This is a genomic window from Pseudomonas sp. PA-1-6B (genome assembly GCF_021609545.1).
GTDB lineage: Bacteria > Pseudomonadota > Gammaproteobacteria > Pseudomonadales > Pseudomonadaceae > Aquipseudomonas > Aquipseudomonas fluorescens_BV.
The window spans coordinates 43,038-61,832 of record NZ_WJZM01000018.1; the positions used below are offsets into that span (position 1 = coordinate 43,038).

The 18,795-nt window shown below is 58.6% G+C and carries 12 protein-coding genes; 1 reads left to right on the plus strand and 11 read right to left on the minus strand.

What is annotated here, in order from left to right; genetic code table 11:
• Positions 1–27: 27 nt before the first annotated feature.
• Positions 28–708, minus strand: a complete 681-nt coding sequence (locus GIV35_RS11295; protein WP_005783620.1) for a CsgG/HfaB family protein — start codon at positions 706–708, stop codon at positions 28–30.
• A 503-nt stretch (positions 709–1,211) separates the two neighbouring features.
• Positions 1,212–1,904 carry a hypothetical protein gene (locus GIV35_RS11300; protein ID WP_003187502.1) on the minus strand — a complete coding sequence of 231 codons (693 nt, stop codon included), beginning with the start codon at positions 1,902–1,904 and terminating at the stop codon, positions 1,212–1,214.
• Between the two features lie 253 nt (positions 1,905–2,157).
• Between GIV35_RS11300 and GIV35_RS11305 the strand changes: the two genes are divergently transcribed.
• On the plus strand, positions 2,158–2,415 hold the full coding sequence (locus GIV35_RS11305) for a hypothetical protein (RefSeq protein ID WP_236264278.1): 258 nt from the start codon (positions 2,158–2,160) through the stop codon (positions 2,413–2,415).
• A gap of 107 nt (positions 2,416–2,522) precedes the next feature.
• Here the strand turns inward: GIV35_RS11305 and GIV35_RS11310 are convergent, their stop codons facing one another.
• From GIV35_RS11310 to pgaB, 9 genes are all read right to left on the minus strand, one after another.
• Positions 2,523–2,972, minus strand: a complete 450-nt coding sequence (locus GIV35_RS11310; protein WP_233475105.1) for a hypothetical protein — start codon at positions 2,970–2,972, stop codon at positions 2,523–2,525.
• Positions 2,973–3,060: 88 nt separating this feature from the next.
• A complete protein-coding gene (locus GIV35_RS11315) occupies positions 3,061–3,396 on the minus strand; it encodes a hypothetical protein (RefSeq protein ID WP_236264263.1) in 336 nt (111 codons plus the stop codon).
• Positions 3,397–3,594: 198 nt separating this feature from the next.
• Complete coding sequence (gene comJ, locus GIV35_RS11320) at positions 3,595–4,068, minus strand: competence protein ComJ (protein WP_105225348.1); 474 nt, start codon at positions 4,066–4,068, stop codon at positions 3,595–3,597.
• Between the two features lie 204 nt (positions 4,069–4,272).
• The gene (locus tag GIV35_RS11325) at positions 4,273–4,737 is read right to left on the minus strand and encodes a hypothetical protein (protein WP_146120476.1); all 465 of its coding nucleotides are present in this window, start codon (positions 4,735–4,737) and stop codon (positions 4,273–4,275) included.
• Positions 4,734–12,722 (minus strand): two-partner secretion domain-containing protein, encoded by a 7,989-nt coding sequence (locus tag GIV35_RS11330; protein ID WP_236264264.1) that lies wholly within the window; start codon positions 12,720–12,722, stop codon positions 4,734–4,736. Before GIV35_RS11330 ends, GIV35_RS11325 begins: the two co-directional genes overlap by 4 nt.
• Positions 12,723–12,752: 30 nt before the next feature.
• Positions 12,753–14,474: a ShlB/FhaC/HecB family hemolysin secretion/activation protein gene (locus tag GIV35_RS11335; protein WP_236264265.1), complete on the minus strand. Its 1,722-nt coding sequence runs from the start codon at positions 14,472–14,474 to the stop codon at positions 12,753–12,755.
• Between the two features lie 492 nt (positions 14,475–14,966).
• Positions 14,967–15,443: a poly-beta-1,6-N-acetyl-D-glucosamine biosynthesis protein PgaD gene (gene pgaD, locus GIV35_RS11340; protein ID WP_003187480.1), complete on the minus strand. Its 477-nt coding sequence runs from the start codon at positions 15,441–15,443 to the stop codon at positions 14,967–14,969.
• Between the two features lie 2 nt (positions 15,444–15,445).
• Positions 15,446–16,786: a poly-beta-1,6-N-acetyl-D-glucosamine synthase gene (gene pgaC / locus GIV35_RS11345; protein ID WP_202690905.1), complete on the minus strand. Its 1,341-nt coding sequence runs from the start codon at positions 16,784–16,786 to the stop codon at positions 15,446–15,448.
• A gap of 2 nt (positions 16,787–16,788) precedes the next feature.
• The gene (gene pgaB / locus GIV35_RS11350; protein WP_236264267.1) at positions 16,789–18,792 is read right to left on the minus strand and encodes a poly-beta-1,6-N-acetyl-D-glucosamine N-deacetylase PgaB; all 2,004 of its coding nucleotides are present in this window, start codon (positions 18,790–18,792) and stop codon (positions 16,789–16,791) included.
• Positions 18,793–18,795: the final 3 nt, after the last annotated feature.

Consider the following 18,795-nt stretch of genomic DNA (forward strand, 5'->3'; position numbering starts at 1 on the left):
GTGTACTGCTCCTTGTGGTGTGGCTGATCAGTTACGCGGGTTCCAGGCGCCGGCGTTGATGCCGTCGACCAGGCGGTTGATCGCTTCGCGCATGGCCAGGTCCAGCACCTTGCCATTGAGGGTGGAGTCATAGCTGGCGGTGCCGCCGAAGCCGATCACTTCACGGTTGGACAGCGCGTACTCACCGGCGCCCTGGGTGGAATACACCACTTCGGAGGTGTTGATGTTGACGATATTCAACGCGACTTTGGCGTAGGCCACTTGGGTCTTGCCACGGCCGAGGATGCCGAACAGCTGGCGGTCGCCGGTTTCTTTGCGGCCGAACTCGGTCACATCGCCAGTCACCACATAGTCAGCGCCCTTGAGCTTCTGCACGGTGCCTTTGATCTTGGCTTCCTGGGAGATCTCGCCCATGTTGTCGCGGTCCAGCACGCTGAAGCGGTTGGTCTGCTGCAAGTGGGTGATAAGGATGGTCTTGGCCTGGCCGCCGAGACGGTCAACGCCATCGGAGAAGATGCCACGCATGTAGCTGGAGCGGTTATCGAACTTACCCACGGCAATCGGCACACGCACGCCGGAATAGGCCACGTGGGCGCTGGCGACTTGCTCCACCGGCATCGCGCGGTTGCTCTCGGTGGCGCAACCGGCCACGGTCAACAGCGCCGCGGCGGTGAGGCCCGACAGCAGGATTTTGGACAGTGTCTTCACAGGGTGCTCCTTGGGTGAGGAAATCAGCGTTGCTGGGTTTTCCAAGGAGCTAGGCAGCCTGAAAGCGCGCTGGCCTGAATTCTTCCCTGAAAGACGGTGATGCAACGGCTGCGGCATTTTACGGGGTTGAGAGCGGTTCTCAAGTTGTTTCGGCCATAGGTGGGGGTCTTAGCCTACTGCCGACCGCAATACTCGAAGCAACGAAGATCAAATGTGGGAGCTGGCTTGCCTGCGAAAACGGTAGTGCAGCAACAGATGCAGCGACTGACACACCGCCTTCGCGGGCAAGCCCAATGCCGATCAATTAAACGAACGCAATGCCCAAAGCAACGAAGATCCAATGTGGGAGCTGGCTTGCCTGCGAAAGCGATAGCGCAGCAACAGATGCCGCGACTGACACACCGCCTTCGCGGGCAAGCCCGCTCCCACAGGGGAACTGCGTTTAACCCTGACTGGCATTAAGACAAACCCGCCCACCAACAACAGCGAGCCTTCGCACAGCCCTACTTGAGCTCCTTCACCAGGTACTGCGCAGAAATCTGCGTAATCCCGGTCAACGCCCGGCGCAAAGCTTCAGGGTCCGTGCGGTAGGTTAACGGTGTATAGCCATAAACGTTCTGACCATTAAACGGCGTGACCGCTTCAAAGGTGCGCCAGATCATCTCATCGCCGCGATCCATCTGCGCTAACACGTTAAGGGTCGGATAAATCACGCTGCTGAAACCCTGGGTCAGGCGAAAGCCCCACTCGGACACGGTCAGCTGAATCTGCGCATCAGCCGGCTCATCATCGCCGACCACCTTGAGCGTCGAAGTCTTGCCCAACTCATCGACAAAGCCCTGCTTGAGCAACACGCCTACATCGAGTTTTTCCGCCTCCATCACCGTCAGAATAGCCACCGGCGTCGGCATCTCGGCCAACTGCCCGAGCTTCATGCCGCCGGCAAACCCGGCGCCACTCAACGCCGCAGTACCCAGCTTGGACGCCCCGCTGGCCATGCCAACACCCGCGCCAACCCCGGCACCCAGGGCGGCGCCCCAGGCCTGTTCACGGCCGAAGTACACCATGTTCTTTTCCCACTTCACGGGCAGGACTTTGACGGTCTTGATCTGCGCGCGGTTTTCGGGAGTGAGGGGGTGGCTGACGCAGCCGCCGAGGATGAGGGTGGTGAGGAGAATGAGGAGGAGGTTTTTCACATTGGTCCTTTAATGTTTGGGGTGAGGCTTCGGCTTTGCGTATGCGTAGTGCGTTTGTTCGTGGGCAGTATGTCGGCAATGGATAGCAAGATGTTAGCGGCTGCGGGCACGCTCCGAAGCAGCGGCATTTTGATGCCTTGCGCGGGCTTGGCGGTGCGGCTTATAGTCCGGCCGTCGCTCAAAAAGCGACCGGGTTTGGCGACCCGAAGAACGAGCCCTCAATAATCCAGAGAGCTTAATGATGAATCGATACATTCCCCTAACCTGCCACGACTGCACCGTCCCAGCCCTGATCATCGACACCCAGGCACCTCTCGACGTCCTTCACGACGCCGCCGTGCACCGCATTCGGGCCGTCACCCAACTGCTGGAAAACCTAGCCTTTCGCGAACAACTCAGCAGCGATGCCGTAGTGCTTTCAGACTTCGCCCACTTGCTGGCCATTCCGCTGCGCGATGGGTGTGATTTGCTGGATGTCATCAGTCACAGGCTTAACGCCGATCCGTCCTGAGTGGAAATAGGGCGGCCTTCGTGTCGCCCGCTTTGGCCTCGCGCCGGAAGGGTAAAGGCTAAATAAATCTGCCCTTTCGCACTGCTCCGCCTCGATGATCAAATAGCTTACAAAGAACCTTCACAACTGTGTTTGTTGAATTCGAACCGGCCAATTTCTTTTACATTTTTGCTACCAAAAACATAAACGTAAGTACCGCCCAGCGAAAAAATGGATTGTTCTTCAAAATTTTTCGGATCACAAAAAATCTTTACAACTGCTGACTTAGTAGCGTCTAAGTCAAAGCCGGCAACATCAAGATCATAATTTAATAAAGAATAATAAACCGTTATTGTATGGCTATTAGTCGCCTCCATACGAACAAGCTCTGTATTTTCGTCAACCTTCCAATTACGGGCATGCGTTCGCGCGGTGACGATTATCAAGTCACTAAGAAAGGTTGTTTTGCTAGGCTCAGGCGTTTCTTCTGTTGCTTGTTTTATCAAGACCGCTGCTATACCAACAAACAACAGTACAAAACCCCAGCGCCAAAATCCTTTTTTTGATTCATCAGTCATTATTTATAGCTCCCTTCAACCATTGATTGGTTTTTCTGCGATCTCGAATCAAAATAAATCTATGCCCTTTTCTTCTCTTTGCACCAACTCAACTTTTTCCTTTCATATGATTTCGCCACGGCACGAGCAGTCCTTCCAGCAAGACTCGGCCAATAACACCATCATCAATGGCGCCAACAAAAGTTGTATCCAGTTGAAATTCAAAAGAAATATTCTCTTTTTCAGATAACATTCTTACAGCGCAGATTATTTCTTCTACTTCATCTAGATTTTTCGACTCCATATCAACGGAGAGTATGCTTGGTTGCAGCGCTGAATAAATCTCCAACATTCCACCCACTACTTCCGCGCCCCCTTCGTCTATCGCGTCAATAAAGGTTGGCGGGGCAATGCTCCATATTCTTGACGCGGCGACCTCATTCACAAGCTGCTGCACATGAGATCTAATAGATCTGATCTAAGTCCTGAGCTACGTAGAAAATCAATTTTTGCTTCTCATGTTCTAGCGGTACGGAATGCACTATTCAGCTCCTTTTTTGAACAAAAGGGGACAGCTTTATTTAATAGGCTTTTTTACCGCCATCTCGAATTAAAATAAATCCGCCCCCATTTCTCCGAAATTTTATCCCGCAGGAACCGCATCGATATCAAACTCACCTTGCTCGTCAATTTCGGCGTCTGCTCTCAACACCTCAAAATCGCAGCCCCCTAAATTCAAATGGACATTTATCTCATACACTCCACTTGAGGAGGGTCTTATAAATTCGACCTGAAGAGAATAATCTCCTTCAGGCAGCTCTAGAGGAACCGTACTCGAAATACTACCAACCTCAATATTTCTATCTCTCACCGAGAAGGGAACTTTAAAGGCCCGAACCACATCTGCGTTTATAGCTGGTACTTGTTCGTTAATGAAAAAATTAATTATATGACTCCCTTCGTCAACCAGCGCTTTAAAAGAGACACTCCCCGACCTCCACACAAATCCTTGTGCATAACTACGATCACTCCAATCGTTATACGGCTGATCAAGCGAACTCAAAAATACGCAAAACTGCGAATAAGACAAATATATACTTTCTTTGAATCCAGCCATGAGCCCACCACCTTAATTCTGACTTTCTCCCCACCGGACAGTCCGCATGAAAAGGGTGGAGAAGATGGCAGATTTATTTAATTTGCTTTTCTACCGACATTCCGAGCTCAAATAAATCCGCTCCCTTTTCTCATGTCTAGGGTTTAGTCTCACCTCTGCCTCTATCGAGGTTTATTTAAATAAACCCTCCTCCCTTTCGTAACCTCAATCAGGGGAATATTTCGGTAAGCTCCAATACGATAGCAGCCCCGTAATTAGCGCCCCTCCAAAAAAAGCAATCGAAGCAGGGAGCATACTGTCCATAAAGCTGTAACCAGCACTATTACGAAGCAAATAACAGTCCGACAAAAACATCCACAACGAAGCAACCACAGCCCCGCAAATCGAAACATTCCTGCAAACTTTAAAACTTCTAACTGGCTTAACAAAACTTATACAGCATGCAAATACAAGAGAAGGGACAAAAAAAACCAACTCCGCAAAAAGTGGAGCAGTCAACAGGACTGAAAACGCTTCCCCCCCCCTGACTTGCCCTAACAAACGAGCATCACTAAACAGACCTACCAGCATAACAATTAGAGAAATTGGCCCTATGATTAGACCTGCGAAAAAAGGGCAAAATAAAAATACGAAAAATATTTTCATTGTTGGGTATTTCTTGACGTTCATGGCGCGCACCCTTGGCTTGCTGAATAACCGAGCAACTTACATCCAAACGTAACTCTTGATTTGTAATCCAAAATATCAACGCCGCCCTCTATGCGCTGAGTTTCCACAAAAGGGATATATTTCATAGGACCATCGACACTGGTGGCTTCCTTGGTCAATTCTACAAACCGCTTATGATCCTGCAAGTATGCTTCATGAATAGGCTGGAGCGTTGCCTGCTCATTTTTTAGCTGACTTATATCCCAAGCTACTGGGTCGGTCGCCTTTTTATCATAAAGGGCTTTAAAGTTATCGTAACCGCCAGTCATAAGAGCATCTCCTGCCGCCTTACGCCAATCATATACAGGCGCTAACGCCCATCCCGCTCCAAAGGTTAAGTATGATGCATTCCCGTCCGCCCCCAACCCTGTAATAGGTGCACGCGAGACAGCATCTGCGCCTCCAAACCATCTTGCACCAACGCCTAATTGATGCTCGTAAGTATCACTGGCGGAAAAAAAGTTTGCTCGATTGTCAATCGTATTAAAATAAGATACGAAAGATTCTTTTCCTTGCTCAGTATTATATAAATAATTGAATGTGTTCTTCGTAGAGCGCTCAACATCACTATGCATTACACTCCACGCTTCTTGAATTGCAGCGTACTTTATAGCTGAATTCACCGCAGTCCGACAGCTGTCGCTACCAGGATTTTTGGAACACACATCGTTCATTTCGTCATCCAGAAGCTTACTTAGACGTTCTGCTTCCGTTTTCGCGGCATTTTTTTCAGCATCTGTCGAGCAGGTCCTCCCCGACATGCAATTATTAACCTCATCAAATTTTTGATGGGTTAAATAATTAAACGTAGTCGCCTTTTGTGCAACCTGAGCCCCTTTTTCCAAATCGCCGTCTACTGCAGCCGCCGCCACCAAGCCGGTTAACTGTGAGAGCATCAAGGTAATATCTTTATTTCCCTGCGCAGCCCAAGCAAGCTGGTTAATTAATGCCTCGTTTAACCCGGCCGCCGCCGCACCTGTTTTAAAGTCACTGCCGGTGGCCTCTGCTAACAATCCCCCCATCAAAGCGTGCGCAATAATCTTTTGAGGGCTGCCATTGGGGAACGTGACGTAATCACCCACCCAATTAAAACCGGTAGCCATTGCAACGTTGCCAGCCTCTCCCAACAAGGCCGCATTGAAGTTGTCGCCAAAGCTTCCCCCTTGAATGGCCGTCGATATTCCGCTAGAGATTACCGCCCGGCCACCGGTACGCAGCGCGATATCGCCTGCTGACGTCCAGGTGAAAATATCTTTGGAGGAGTTCGTAACCGCCAAGGTTGAACCCGTACTCGGGGTAACACCTTGGACTGTGCTTGTACTTGTGCCTGCACCTGCGCCGTCAGCACCAGCGAACCAATTGGTGTCGGCATACTCAAGAGCCCCCGCCGTGAACCCGGCGACCGCTGCGCTTTTCAGGCTATTGGCGCTGACCGTTTCCTTAAGCGCTGCACCCAAATTGCCTTTGTTGTTGATGGTGCTGGTGACTGCGGTCGTACTCAAGCTGGTGCTCACCGCAAGGGTGGCGCCCTGCAGCCCAAAACCTACCGGCCCCATAATCGCCGCCATCATGATCGCAATCGCAATCTTGGCACCGGCGCCCAACCCTGAGTTGTCGTACTTGAAGCTCTCGTGAATCTCTTTCACCTGGCGCCAATCAATGTCGCCACGCGCTTCAGCTTGCTTGAGCCAGGCCAAATTAGGATCAGCCTTGACCATCGCATCAACGGTCTGGCTTACAGTCTGCTGATCGACCTGTTTGACGTCGATACGAATGCCTTCGGCGGCCTTGATGACAAGCTGTCCTTGGGCAACCAACTCGCTCTGACGCAAGGTTTCGTCTGTATTACCTTTGCCCTTAGCGCTGAACCACGAGAGGTCGCTTTTGCTCTTAGTGTGGCTCTCATCATGCAGGTCCTTGACGCCTTCAAAGACAATTGCACCACCGCTATCAAGGATGATGTCCTTGCCGCTATTAAGCTTCGCAACTTGATACAGCTGGTCGCCGTCGCTTTTAAGGACTAGGTTGCCACCTGTCTTGATCTCGCTCCCTACCTGGGTGGTGCGGGTCACTTCATCCATCTGCGCCTTTTTAGCGCCCCAGCTTCCCTTCTCCTTCATGTCATACAACGTATGCGTACTGTTCTCAGCCGCCAACAAACTCAACTTATCCCCGCTATAAAGATAAGCCTCATTCCCCGCACTGATCCTGCTCGCCACGATCGTGGTGTCACGCCCCGCCTGGCTGACAAAATCCCCACCCGCCGTCAGTACGCTCGCCACTTGGGTGGTCTGGTCGTCCGAAGTCTTGATGCGTTTTTTGCCATCCTTTTCCTTGCCCTCGACATTGTGCATGTCGCTGACCGAGGCGACGTTGAGGTCGCGGCCGGCGGCGATGTTGAGGTCTTTGCCGGCGGTGGCGGTGCTGCCGATGATGTTGACGTCTTGCCCGGCCTGCATGTTGAGGTTGCCGCCCACCGTGACGCTGGCGGCGAGGTTTTTGACGTCGGTGGTGATGCTGGATTTCTCCCCGCCGTCGCGGGTCTCGTGTTTGACGCTGGTGTCGCTGGCGGCGATGAGGTTGAGGTCGCGGCCGGCGGTTAAGTTGGCGTCGTTGCCCGCTACCAGTGCGCCTCGGTTGGTGAGGTCGCGGCCGGCGTCGATGGCGAGGTTTTCGCGGGCGACGATGGTGCCGGCGCTGGTGTCGGTGAGGGTGCGCATGCCGGCGCCGTCACGTACCTGGATGGCGGTGGTTTCGTTGGTGATGTCGCCTTTGAGGGCCGTAAGGCTGACTTGTTTGCCGCGGATTTCGCCGGCCATGGCGTTGCGAATGCTGTCCTGGGCCAGCAGGCTGAGGTTGTTGCCGGCTTCGACCAGGCCGCCGGTGTAGATACTGCCGCTGCTGATGGCGGAGAGGTTGTTGCTGGCGCGCAGGGTGCCGACGTTGATCAGGTCGCCGCCGGTGACCAGGTTGAGGTCGCGGCCTTGGATGAGGCTGTTGCCGCGTACGTTGCGCGAGTCGGCCTGGGCCAGGTACAGCACCGGCACGAGCACGGTCTGGCCGTCGATGACGCGGTTTTCCATCCACACGATGTCGTGGGTCAGGGCGCCGACTTGCTGATCGGTAAGGGCCACGCCCAGGCTCAGGCGCAGGGCGTCTTTGCTGGCAAGGCCATTGTCCATCAGGTAGCGGAACTGGTCGGCGTCGCTGTACAGGCCGCCGGCGAGGAAGCGTTGGCCGGTTTGCGCGAGGACGGCGTCGCGGATCAGGCGGGTTTCGTACTGGCCGTCACCGAGGCGGCGCCAGGCGTTGTCGGCAGTGAAACCGAGTTTGCCGAGCATGTAGTCGGAGCTGAAGAAGCCCGACGCCGAGGTGAATTCGGGGTTGGTCTCGATCAGGTAGTGGCTGGTGGGGTCAGCGTTTTTGACGAACAGGCCGTATTCGCCCTTGGGCAGTTGGAAGGTGGGCGAGGTGGTGGGGTCGACCGGGGCGAAGGCAGTGCCGGTGTAGTCCACAGGCACGAAGCCGCCACCGGGGGCCACGCCTACCACGGGCAATACGCTGCCGGGCGCCTGGGCGCTCGGGTCGTTGGCGTGTTTGCTCAGGTTGATGTTGATGCCGCCGACGGGGATGCCGGTCTGGTCGTCGCCGAGGGTGCCGGTCAACTGGGCCAGGGTGTTGTTGTGCAGCGTGCCGTTTTGCAGGGTGCGGGTGACGTTGAGGTTGACCGTGCCGCCCGCTTGCAGGGTGGCGTCGTAGCCGCGGCCGCTGTTGTTGGTCCAGGTGGTGACGTCACTTGCGTAGGCGAACGGCAGGCTATTGGGTGAGCGGCTTTTGAGTTCTTCGAAGCGCGCCTTGTCGAAATTCCCTGCCGCCGTGGCCGCATTGAACGCGGGCACGTCGACATATTGCATGCGTTCAAACAAATCGTCAGAGACGTGACCTGGCGTGCCGATGACAAGCTTGCGCTGGCCCGTGCGCGTGGCGGCGCCCTGGTTGAGCAGGTCACCGGCAGTGATGCTCAGGTCGCCATTGGCGGCCATCAGGCTGTAGCGGTTCTGCACCGTGTCGCCTTGCAGCAGCATGTTTTTGCCCGCCACCAAGCGCGCCGCTGCCGAGTCCTTGGTCGCCGCCTCAAGGTACGTTTCGTAGATGGTGATCTCGCCGCGTTCCCAGTTGTCGCTCTCGCCGCAGTGCTGGCCACAGATCCAACTCAAGCTGCCGGTGGTCAGCGTTTGCCCGAGTTCGAATTCATCTTTGGCGTTTTCGATAAAGCCCGCATTGATGCCAATCGAGCCTTCGCTTTCCACGGTGCCGGAGCGGTTGCTGAACAGCACGGCACGCCCGCCATCGCGGGCGGCGAAGCTCAGGTTGCCTTTGCTGTAGACATCGCCATAGCTGTTGCTGAAGCCATTGCTGCGCAAGGTCATATCGCCGCCGCTGAACAGCAGCGTGTTGGCGGCATTGGTGATGCCGTTGACTGCGGTGAGGTTCACCGCGCCCTGGGCACCGAGGGTGCCACGGTTGTTGATTTGCGCGGCGACGATATCCAGTTGCTGGCGGGCGGTGAGGAAACCAAGGTTGTCCAGGGTGCCGCCCAGGGTCAGGCGCGTATTGGTGGCCGCCAGGCGGCCGCCGTTCTGGCTGAGGTTGTTGGCGGCGACGGTGAGTGTTTGCAGGGCCGAGACGCGGCCGCTGTTGGTGATATCGCCGGTGGTGATGCTGATGTCACCGTCGCTGAGCAGTTCGCCGCCGTTGTCCAGGCTGGCCACGTTGAGGATCAAGCCCTTGGCGCTGGCCATGCGGTCACCGGCCTTGAGGGCCAGCCCTTGGTCGCTCTTGTAGGTGAGCACGTCGTTAAGTTGCACGCGGCCCAGGCCGTCGACCTTGCCGAATGCCCAGTCGGCGCTGCCCATGCCCTGGATATTGCCCTGAATGCCTTCGAGGCGGGCGGTGTTGAGGTGGAACAGGCCGGTGCCGGCGTGTTGCAGCATGCCGCTCTGGTTGTTGAGGCTGGCAGCGTCAAGGCTGAAGGCCTGGCTGCCGAATTCGAGGGTGCCGTTCTGGTTGTTCAACGCACCGCTGAGGTTGAGTTTGCTGCTGGCGCCGCCCAGGGCACGCAGTTGCCCGTTGGCGCTGTTATCCAGGTTGCCGCCGGTAAGGGTTAGGCCCTGGTTGGCTTCGATCAGGCCGCCCTGGTTGGTGAGCGTACTGCGTGAGGTCAGGTTGATCTGATTGCCGCTGACCTGGCCACCCGCGCTGTTGTCGAGGCTGGCGCCGCTGACGGTCACTTGTTCTTTGCCGAACAGCTTGCCGCCACGGTTGGCCAGGGCTTCTACGGTGAGTTGCAGGTTGCCGACCAGGCTTGCCATCAGGCCGCCGCTGGCGTTGTCGACGCTGTTGGCGGTGACGCTCAGGCTGTCGCCCTGCACGGTGCCGCCCTGGTTATCCAGGCGGGTGGTGTTCAGTTCGGTGAGGGCGCCGCCGCTGAGGATCAGGCCCTTGCGGTTGCTCACATCCTGGCCGCTGTAGCTCAGGCCTTCGGCGCCGGCCAGCAGTTGGCCGTTGTCGTTGTTCAGGTGCTGGGCGGCGATGTCCAGGCGCTTGCCGCGCAGGGTGCCGCCGTCGTTGTTGAGGGTGGTGAGCTGCTTGACCAGCACGCTGCGTTCGCCCGCGTCGATCTGGCCGCCGACGTTGGTGAGCAGGTCGCTGACCTTGAGCACCACATCACCGCCATCGCTGACCAGCGCGCCTTTGTTGCTGTTGTTGAAGGTCTGCGCGGTGACGTCGACGGTCTGGCCCAGCAGGATGCCGGCGCTGTTGTCCAAGCGCTCGCCTTGCAGTTGCAGCAGGCCCTCGCTCTGGATGCGGCCCTGGGCGTTGAGCAACTGGCCCGGGCCTTTGAGCAACAGACTTACGCCCTGGGCGCCACCGGCCAGCAGGCCGGCGTTGCGGTTGTCGAGGCCCGAGGCGCGTACGTCGAGGTGGTCGCCCAACACGCGCCCGGCGCGGTTGTCGATTTCGCCGCCGGCCACGTCGAGCAGCAGTTGTTTGCCGACGATCGTGCCGCTCTGGTTATCCAGGTTCGCGGCGTGCAACTCGATATCGCCCTGCCCGGCCTGCAAGCGGCCCTGGGCGTTGTTGAGCTGTTGCGCGGCGGTGAGGGTGAGCTTGCCGGTGTCGGCGCTGAGTACGCCGCCTGCGTTGCTGCTGAGGGTGCCGGCAGTGACGTTCAGATCGGTGCTGGCCTGGGCGAAACCCTGATTGTTATTGAAGGTGTTGGACACGGCGAGGTTGAGCGCGCCGCCGTCGGCCTGGATCAAGCCCTTGAGGCTGTTGTCGAGGTTGCTGGCAGTGACGGTCGCGGTCTTGGCCACCAGTACGCCGTTCTGGTTGTTCAGGTTGCCAGCGTTGACGGTCAGGTCGTTGGCGATGACTTGCCCGCCGCTGTTGTTCAGGTTGGCGCTGGTGAGCACCAGGCTGCCACCGGCCATTTCGATACGGCCCTGGCGGTTGTCCAGGGAGGCGCTATTGAGCGTGGCGGCCTGGCCTTCGCCGAAGCGGATCAGGCCGCCAAGGTTGACGATGGCCGGCGAGTTGATCACCAGGCTCTGTTCGCCAAACAGGCGCGCAGTGGCGCCTTGGTTCGTGAGCTTGGCGCTGCTGACCTCGACGGTCTTGGCCTGAATAATCGCGCCCTGGTTGGTCAGCGCTTGCGCGGCGGTAATCGCCAGGGCGCGGCTGGCCAACAGGTTGCCGCTGGTGGTGACGGTTTGCGCGTTCACCACCAGATCGCCGGTGGTGTTGCGGCTGTTATCGGCGGCGACGCCGGCTTCGATGATGCCGGGGTTGTTCACGCTGGCCGCGTTGATCTCGATGCGCTGGCCAGCGGCGATGCTCTTGCGGTTGACCAGGGCCTGGGCGCTGGTGACCTGCACGTTGCCGTTGGCGTAGACCTTATCGGTGAGGTCGATGTTTTGCGCGGTGACCTTGACGTTACCGGTGGCCACCGTTTGCGCCATGCTCAAGCGCCCGTTGGCGTCGAGCTGAATATCGCCGCCACTGGCGGCCAGGGTGCCGTCGAGCTTCACGCCCACACCGGCCTCGGTGCCCACCAGTTTGATCGCGCCGGCATACATGCCGCCCAGGGCCGAGGAGTCGATTGCCAGCTCGGGTTTGGCGCTGCCGTCATCGGCGCGGGGCGTGGTTTTCAGGCTTTGCGCATCGACGTCGTTGCGCCCGGCGATCACGTTGAGTTCGCGGGCGTTGATTTGTGCGTTGATCTTGGCCGAGCGGGTGATGATGTCGAAGCGCTCGACGTTGCTGGCGTTCAAGCCCTGGCCGTCGATGGTCACGGCGCCGCCATCCACTTCATAGCGCTGCAATTGGCCGCTGGCGTCGAGCACCGGTTTGCCGGTGGTGAGGGTGACGTTGGGGGTGTTGATAAAGCCGCAACCGCTGCACGTCACGCCGTACGGGTTGGCGACGATGACCTTGGCCGACTGCCCCGCCACTTCGGTATAGCCGCGCAACTGGCTGGGGCTGCCGCCGTTGACTTCGTTGAGGATGACGTTCGCCGCGCCGCCCTTGAGGTTGGGGTTGCCGACAATGATCCCGCCCAGCTGGGTGTTGACCATGGCGGTGTTGCCGTTGTTGAGGATCACGCCGTTGGGGCCGACGTTGTAGTCCTTGAACTGGTTATGGGACAAACCCGCGCCATTGGGGGTGGCGATGTTTACCACCGGCACGCCATTGCCCGCCGCGCCCACGGTGGTGCCCGGCGCACTGACCACAATGCCCTCGGCCTGGGCCAGCAGCGGCTGCCAGAACAGCGCGTTGGCAAGGATCAACGCCAGCCCGCGCTTGGGCAGGCCGAAGAACGCGTCCCGGCGCTTCAGGGCGGCAGAAGGTTGGCGGGCCAGGAAGGCGAATTGGCGAACATCCATTGTCAGGCTCTCATGCAGCGGGGCGTTGAATTACAGGAAAAAATCCATGCGGAAGTAGATCGGCGCTTCGCGCTCGGTCACCACACCGGGTCTTTCTAACGAATGGGCAAAGGTCACGCTGGTGCTGACATGTTTGCCACGGGCGAACAGTTCCAGGGAGTTGCTGGACACCCGGCCATGCACGTTGCCGTTGTAGCGGTCGTTGCGGATCACGCCCTGGTCGTAGCCAACGCTGGCGCCGTACTCGGCGAAGGCCGGGCGCATCCAATCGAGGGTCACCGGGCGCGCCCAGCGCACTTCGTTGCGCCAGTAGCCGCCGCTGTCGCCGGTCAGCAATTGGTCCTTGAAACCGCGCACCGAGGCCGAGCCGCCGAGGCTCATGCGCTGCGGCGAAAACAGCGGGTCTTCGCTACGTTGCCCGGTGGCCAAACTGCTGAAGCTGAACGACTCGCCCCACAGGCTGAACGGTTGCAGGTAGCTGACGGTGGCGGTGTATTTACGGTAGCGCGAGTTCGGCTGGCGACGGCCTGCTGGGTCACGCTCGTCTTGGGCCTGGGCGTCGAGCAGGCCGATGCCGCTTTGCATGCCCAGGTCCAGGTTGACGAAGGCACTGCCGATGCGCCGCCCATGGTTGACGCCCAGTTGCAGTTCGCTGAGGCGGTTGCTACTGGGCGCGGTGCGCACGTCGAGGATGTAGTTGTTGGTGCGCAGGTGCGCCAGGCCGACGTTGACCGAAGTCTTGCTGACGTCGTCGCGGTGGATCACTCGCTCGGCGCGCAGTTGGTGGTTCTGGTTGTCGCCGTCCTGCTTGTATTTGAAGCCGTCGGTTACGCCGTAGGTGCGGTAGTCGCTTTCGCTGTAGGTGTAGCTGAAGTTCCACCAGCCCCATGGCAGGTTGTAGTAGAGCATGGTGTTTTTCGAGGTTTTCTGGTGGTCGCTGATGGCGTCGTGGCCGCCGCGCAGCATCAGTTGGTCACCCAGGCCCAGTGGGCTGTCCCACTCAAGGCCAGCGCCCCATTGCTGTTCGCCGGTGCTTTTCTGCCCGTCGTTGTTGCGCGACAGGCTGGCGCGCCAGGGCTTTTGCGCGGTGTTCTTGACCACCACGTCGCTGCCGCCGATTTGCTTGCCGGGGGTGAGCTCCATCTGCGCCTGTTTGGACGGCAGGCGGTTGAGCTGGTCCACCAGTTGCTCGATCTCGCGCAGGTTCAGTGCTTCACCGACTTTGCCGGGAAACGCCATGGCCAGTTCGCGGTCGGTCACCGTGCTGCCTTCGGCGCTGCGCAACGCTTCGAGTTTGCCTTCCACCACCAGCACTTGCAGATGGCCGGTGGAGAGGTCTTGCTGCGGCAGGTACGCACGGCTGGTGACGCGGCCTTTGCCCAAGTAGTAGTCGGTGATGACCTTGAGCAGCTCGTTGAGCTGGGACACGCCCAGGCACTGGCCGATGTAGGGCTTGAGCAAGCGCTCGCGGTCGGGCGCCGGCAGGCTGTCGGCGCCTTTGAGTTCGATGGTTTTGATCGGGAAGCAACGGGTGTCGGCCGGGGTTGCCGGGGCTTGGGGCTTGTCCGCTTTGCCGGGCAGGTCCTGAAGTTCCTGCAGGCGCCGCTGTTGCTCTTCAAGCAAGCGGTTCTGCCGGTCGCGGATCAAGTCCTGATCGCCAGGCGTGGGGGCGGCGGATGCACTGTTCAGGCCCATGCAGGTGAGCAGGAGGGTGCAGAGCAATAACCGGGTCCATGGCAATAACGAAGACATGTTCGATCCATCGAAAATCAAGGGCCGCGAAACTAACATCGAACTTCCAGCCCGCCTAGAAACGGGCGACGTGGGGCCGTTCGACTGATCAGCTTCCTAACCTGTTGATTATTAATAATAATTTTTCATCAAAAGAGTTTAAGTCGGGCACTTACGGTGATTATTCCGACAAGCGGCAACTGTTTTGATGGCGATTCGACGAATGACTTTCCGACTGCCATTACTTAGCCATCAGGTGTTCGTCGAGTTAGGTTAGTACCGGAGAAGGGGGAAAAGTTCGCGGGGGTTTTGTGAATTGGATCCCATTTATCGGAATTCCAACAAGAGGAGTGAACCACTGCAAGCCATGGGTGGAAATACTACCTGTGGGATTGGGCTTGCCCGCGAAGGCGGTGTGTCAGGCAATAAAACTCTTACTGCACTACCGCTTTCGCAGGCAAGCCAGCTCCCACATTGGATCTTCATTGCTTTGAGCATTGCGTTCGCTTAACGCTAGCCAATGCCCTTGTCTTTGTCGGGCACCAGGGTCAGGCCGGGGCGTTCGACGTCGCGGGAGACGTGGGACTTCACTTCTTCGACGCCGCCCTCTTCATCGTTGTGAATCACCAGCACGCCGGGGCGGCGCAGTTGTTCGAGGTCGCCGTCGCCCAAGTTGAAACTTTCACTCAGGTGCTGGTCGCTCAGTGCATTGGCCTCGGCGCGGCGCTGGGCGAATTTGCGCCCGCGATGCTGCTGATAACGTGCCCAGCTGATCAGTATCACTGCATTGAACAGCGCGATCCACAGGTAAACCTGCAAGGTGTTGAGCGCAGCAAAGATAGGCGCCTCGATGCGTGGGCCGCCGTGGGTTTCAAGCATGGCGCTGATGCCTCGCGCCAGCAGCCAGATCAACCCACCCCACGCCAGCAGGGTCAGCAGCACATCGACGATCCACATCAGTGTGTTTTGGCGAGTTCTGACCAGTTTCATGATCAAGCCTCCTCTTGTGCAGGTTTGATACCACGGTCCGGGCTGACCCAGCGTGCGCGCTTTTGATGCTGGTTAAACAACACCTTGGGAAAGCTGACCAGGGTGGTGAGCAGGCTGACCAGCCAGAACACCATCGGGTACCACACGGTCCAGAACAGGGTTTTCCACAGGTCTTTTTCGTAGCGCCGGTCGATCAGGATGCTGACCGCAAACTGCAGCAGGCACACCATCGCCAGCACCAGGCCGGTAAACGCGGGTGGCACCAAGGAGTCCACGGTAATCGCCGCCGGCAACGTGACGAATTTACCCACGGCCCAGAAGATCACCGACAGCAGGAAGGTAAAGGCCCAACCGGTGGACAGGCAGTATTCGAACAGCAGCGGCCACAGGTAGCGATGGCGCCATTGCCAGATGCCGCGGATATTCTTGAACAGCACTTCGGCGCCGCCCTGGGCCCAGCGCAGACGCTGTTTCCACAGGCCGCCGACGGTCTCGGGCATGAGGATCCAGCACAGCGCGCGCGGCTCGTAGAAGATCGCCCAGTGATCGAGTTGCAGCTTCCAACTGACATCGATGTCTTCGGTGATCATGTCGGTGCTCCAGTAGTCGATGCGGTCCAGCGCCTTCTTGCGAAACGCCACCACCACACCGGAGACCGTGAAGATCCGACCGAATACCCGCTGGGTACGCTTGATCAAACCGATGATCGAGGAGAACTCGCCCACCTGCACCCGGCCGATCAGGGTCGAGCGCGTACGAATGCGCGGGTTGCCGGTGACGGCCCCCAGGCGCGGGTTGTCGAGCATCGGCGCGACCATGTAGGCCGCCGCGTTTTTATCGAGCAAGGCATCGCCGTCGATGCACACCAGGTATTCGCTGCGGGCGGCCACCGCGCCCATGCGCAGGGCCACGGCTTTGCCCTGGTTCTGCGCCAGGTGCAGCACGCGCAAGCGCGGGTGTTGCAACGCCAGGGCATCGAGTACTGCGGCGGTGTTGTCGCTGGAGCCGTCGTTGACCGCGATCACTTCGATGTTGGTGTACACCTGAGCCAACGCGGCCGCGATGGTGTCGGCGACGTTATCGCCTTCGTTGTAGCAAGGGATAATGATCGATATCAGCGGGTTACCGGCCAGGGTCGGCGCCGGCGTGTCTTCCTCCCAGGGCCAATGGCGTTCCCAGTGCAGCCAGAAATACAGGCCACCGGCAATCCACAACGCCGACATGAACAACGGGTAGAAGAACACGAAGTCCATCAGGAACTGCCCGGTCACCAGGAAGATCAGGCCCAGGGGCAAGCCCAGTACCAGTGCCAACACGAATATAGCCAGGATTCTGTCGAACATGATCAAGGGTTCCACTGGTTGGAAAGGGCCGGACGAATGGTCTTCAAGTCCGGGGAGTTTTCCAGGAAGTTGTCCGGGTAGTAGCCGAAACTGGTGACGCCCTGGCGTTTGAGTACACCCATCCACTCTGCCAATTGCTCAGCGCTGATATCCGGTGCGGCTGGGGTGCGCCAGTCTTTGGCTTGCAGTTCGAAGACGGTTTTTTCCAATGCGCCGGGGCGTGCCTTGACCGTGGCCACCAGTTTTTCCAGCCAGGCATTGGAGTCTTTCAGCGACTGGCCTTCCATCAGCGGCATGGCCATGGGCGCCGTCCAGTCGTAGGTCTTGAGGAAGTCATCGAGGTTCTGCGCGAACCAGGCTTCGCTGCCAGGGTTGAGCATCGGCTCGGCGAAGATATTGCGCGCGGTGAGGATCTGCGGGCCGCGAATGGCGCGCACCTTCACGGTCAGCTCGTTGGTGAAATCGGTCAGGTAGCGGCTCTTGAAGCGAGTCCATCGCTGCATCACGGCTGGGTCGGCACGCAGCGCGGCGATATTGTCCGGCAGGCCCTGGGCGGCGTAAGCCTTGAGTGCGGCAGGGCTGGCGTCTTCAAAGTCGCTTAGCAGCGCATCGTCGTGATACAGCACGCCGTCGATGGCACTGTTGCTGGTACGCGCCAGGTCTTCGTAGATCTCGCCGATGAGCTGGCGCACTTTCGGATCAAAGGGCGACAGGCGCTTGTATTGATCCGGATCGGCAGCAACCTTGCCGGTCTGCGGGTCCCAGCGGGTCACACGTGGCAGCTTGGGGTCGAGGGCAAAACTGAGCACCGGCATCCACGCAAACACGCTGGCATGGGCACGGGTATGCAACTGCCAGGAAACGCGGTTGAACAAATCGGCGCGCATCGGCAGGTGGCGGTTGGGGAAGTACAGCGAATGCACCAGACCGTCGCCCTTGGGATCGGCGTAGGCTTGCAGGAACACCGTGACAGCCCCCATGTCCACCACGCGCTGCACCAGCACGTCCAGGTTGTGCGCCTGTTGGACCGGGTCGGGGTCATAGACGTGATCCAGGTCCACATGCAAGACGCGCAACGGTGCCTTGGCCTGAACCGAAACCATGCTGCTGGCGAAGTGCTCACCATCCGGGTCGGAGGCCACCAGAAAGCGCGGGCTGTTCATCAGCTTGTTGGAATCATCCAAACCGTCATCCAGCGTAAGCGCCATCTCATAGCCGTGCTCACCGACCACGGCCAGGGTGGTGCCATCGGCCGCGCCATATGGCCACACCCATACCCGTGGAGCCTTGCCAGTGACGGTACGGATTTTATTGGAGATGGCTGCTACGTCAGTACGCATCCGCGCCTGGAACTGCGCTTCGGTTTCATAGCGACCGGTCGCCGGATCATAGCGGCGCGTGGTGGCCGCCGGTTCGAGGTTGCCCTGGGGATTGGCGAGTATGCCTTTGTGATTGGCGTCGGTATGGGCGGCGATTTCCACCAGGCCCGATCGGGACACTTCACGAATTTGCTGCCAGGTCAGGAAGTCGCCCCGTGGGCGCGGTGTACCGGCGAAGTCCACCGGCTGGTTCAGCGGGGTATCGATCCAACTGCCCACCGGCGCCAGCACGGCCGGCCAATTGTACGCCCGCAGGATCGGCATCACGCGGGTGTAGAAGCTGGAATAGCCGTCATCGAAGCTGAGCATCACAGCCTTGGGCGGCAGTGCCGGCCCGCCCCGGCGCGCAGCAAGGACTTGATCCACGCTGACCGCTTGGTAACCGTTCTCGCGCAGCCAGGCCAATTGCTCGATCAAGCGCTCGGTACGCACCGCCACCACGGCCTGGTCGGGATCGTTGTCCGAAACATCGTGGTAGGCAATGCCCAGGAAATGGTTCTTCGGCCACGGGGCCTCGCTGGCCAGTGTCGGCCGCTCGGCAGGTGGAACGAATGGCGCAGGTTGCTGGGCGCACGCGGCGGCCAGCATTACACCCAGGACCAAAAAAAAACGGCTGAGGAGGGTCATGGT

Excerpts from the sequence above, each read along its gene's own strand:
- GIV35_RS11310 (WP_233475105.1), bottom strand. The coding sequence starts at position 2,972 with ATGACTGATGAATCAAAAAAAGGATTTTGGCGCTGGGGTTTTGTACTG.
- comJ (WP_105225348.1), bottom strand. The coding sequence starts at position 4,068 with ATGGCTGGATTCAAAGAAAGTATATATTTGTCTTATTCGCAGTTTTGC.
- GIV35_RS11325 (WP_146120476.1), bottom strand. The coding sequence starts at position 4,737 with ATGAACGTCAAGAAATACCCAACAATGAAAATATTTTTCGTATTTTTA.
- GIV35_RS11330 (WP_236264264.1), bottom strand. The coding sequence starts at position 12,722 with ATGGATGTTCGCCAATTCGCCTTCCTGGCCCGCCAACCTTCTGCCGCC.
- GIV35_RS11335 (WP_236264265.1), bottom strand. The coding sequence starts at position 14,474 with ATGTCTTCGTTATTGCCATGGACCCGGTTATTGCTCTGCACCCTCCTG.
- pgaD (WP_003187480.1), bottom strand. The coding sequence starts at position 15,443 with ATGAAACTGGTCAGAACTCGCCAAAACACACTGATGTGGATCGTCGAT.
- pgaC (WP_202690905.1), bottom strand. The coding sequence starts at position 16,786 with ATGTTCGACAGAATCCTGGCTATATTCGTGTTGGCACTGGTACTGGGC.
- pgaB (WP_236264267.1), bottom strand. The coding sequence starts at position 18,792 with ATGACCCTCCTCAGCCGTTTTTTTTTGGTCCTGGGTGTAATGCTGGCC.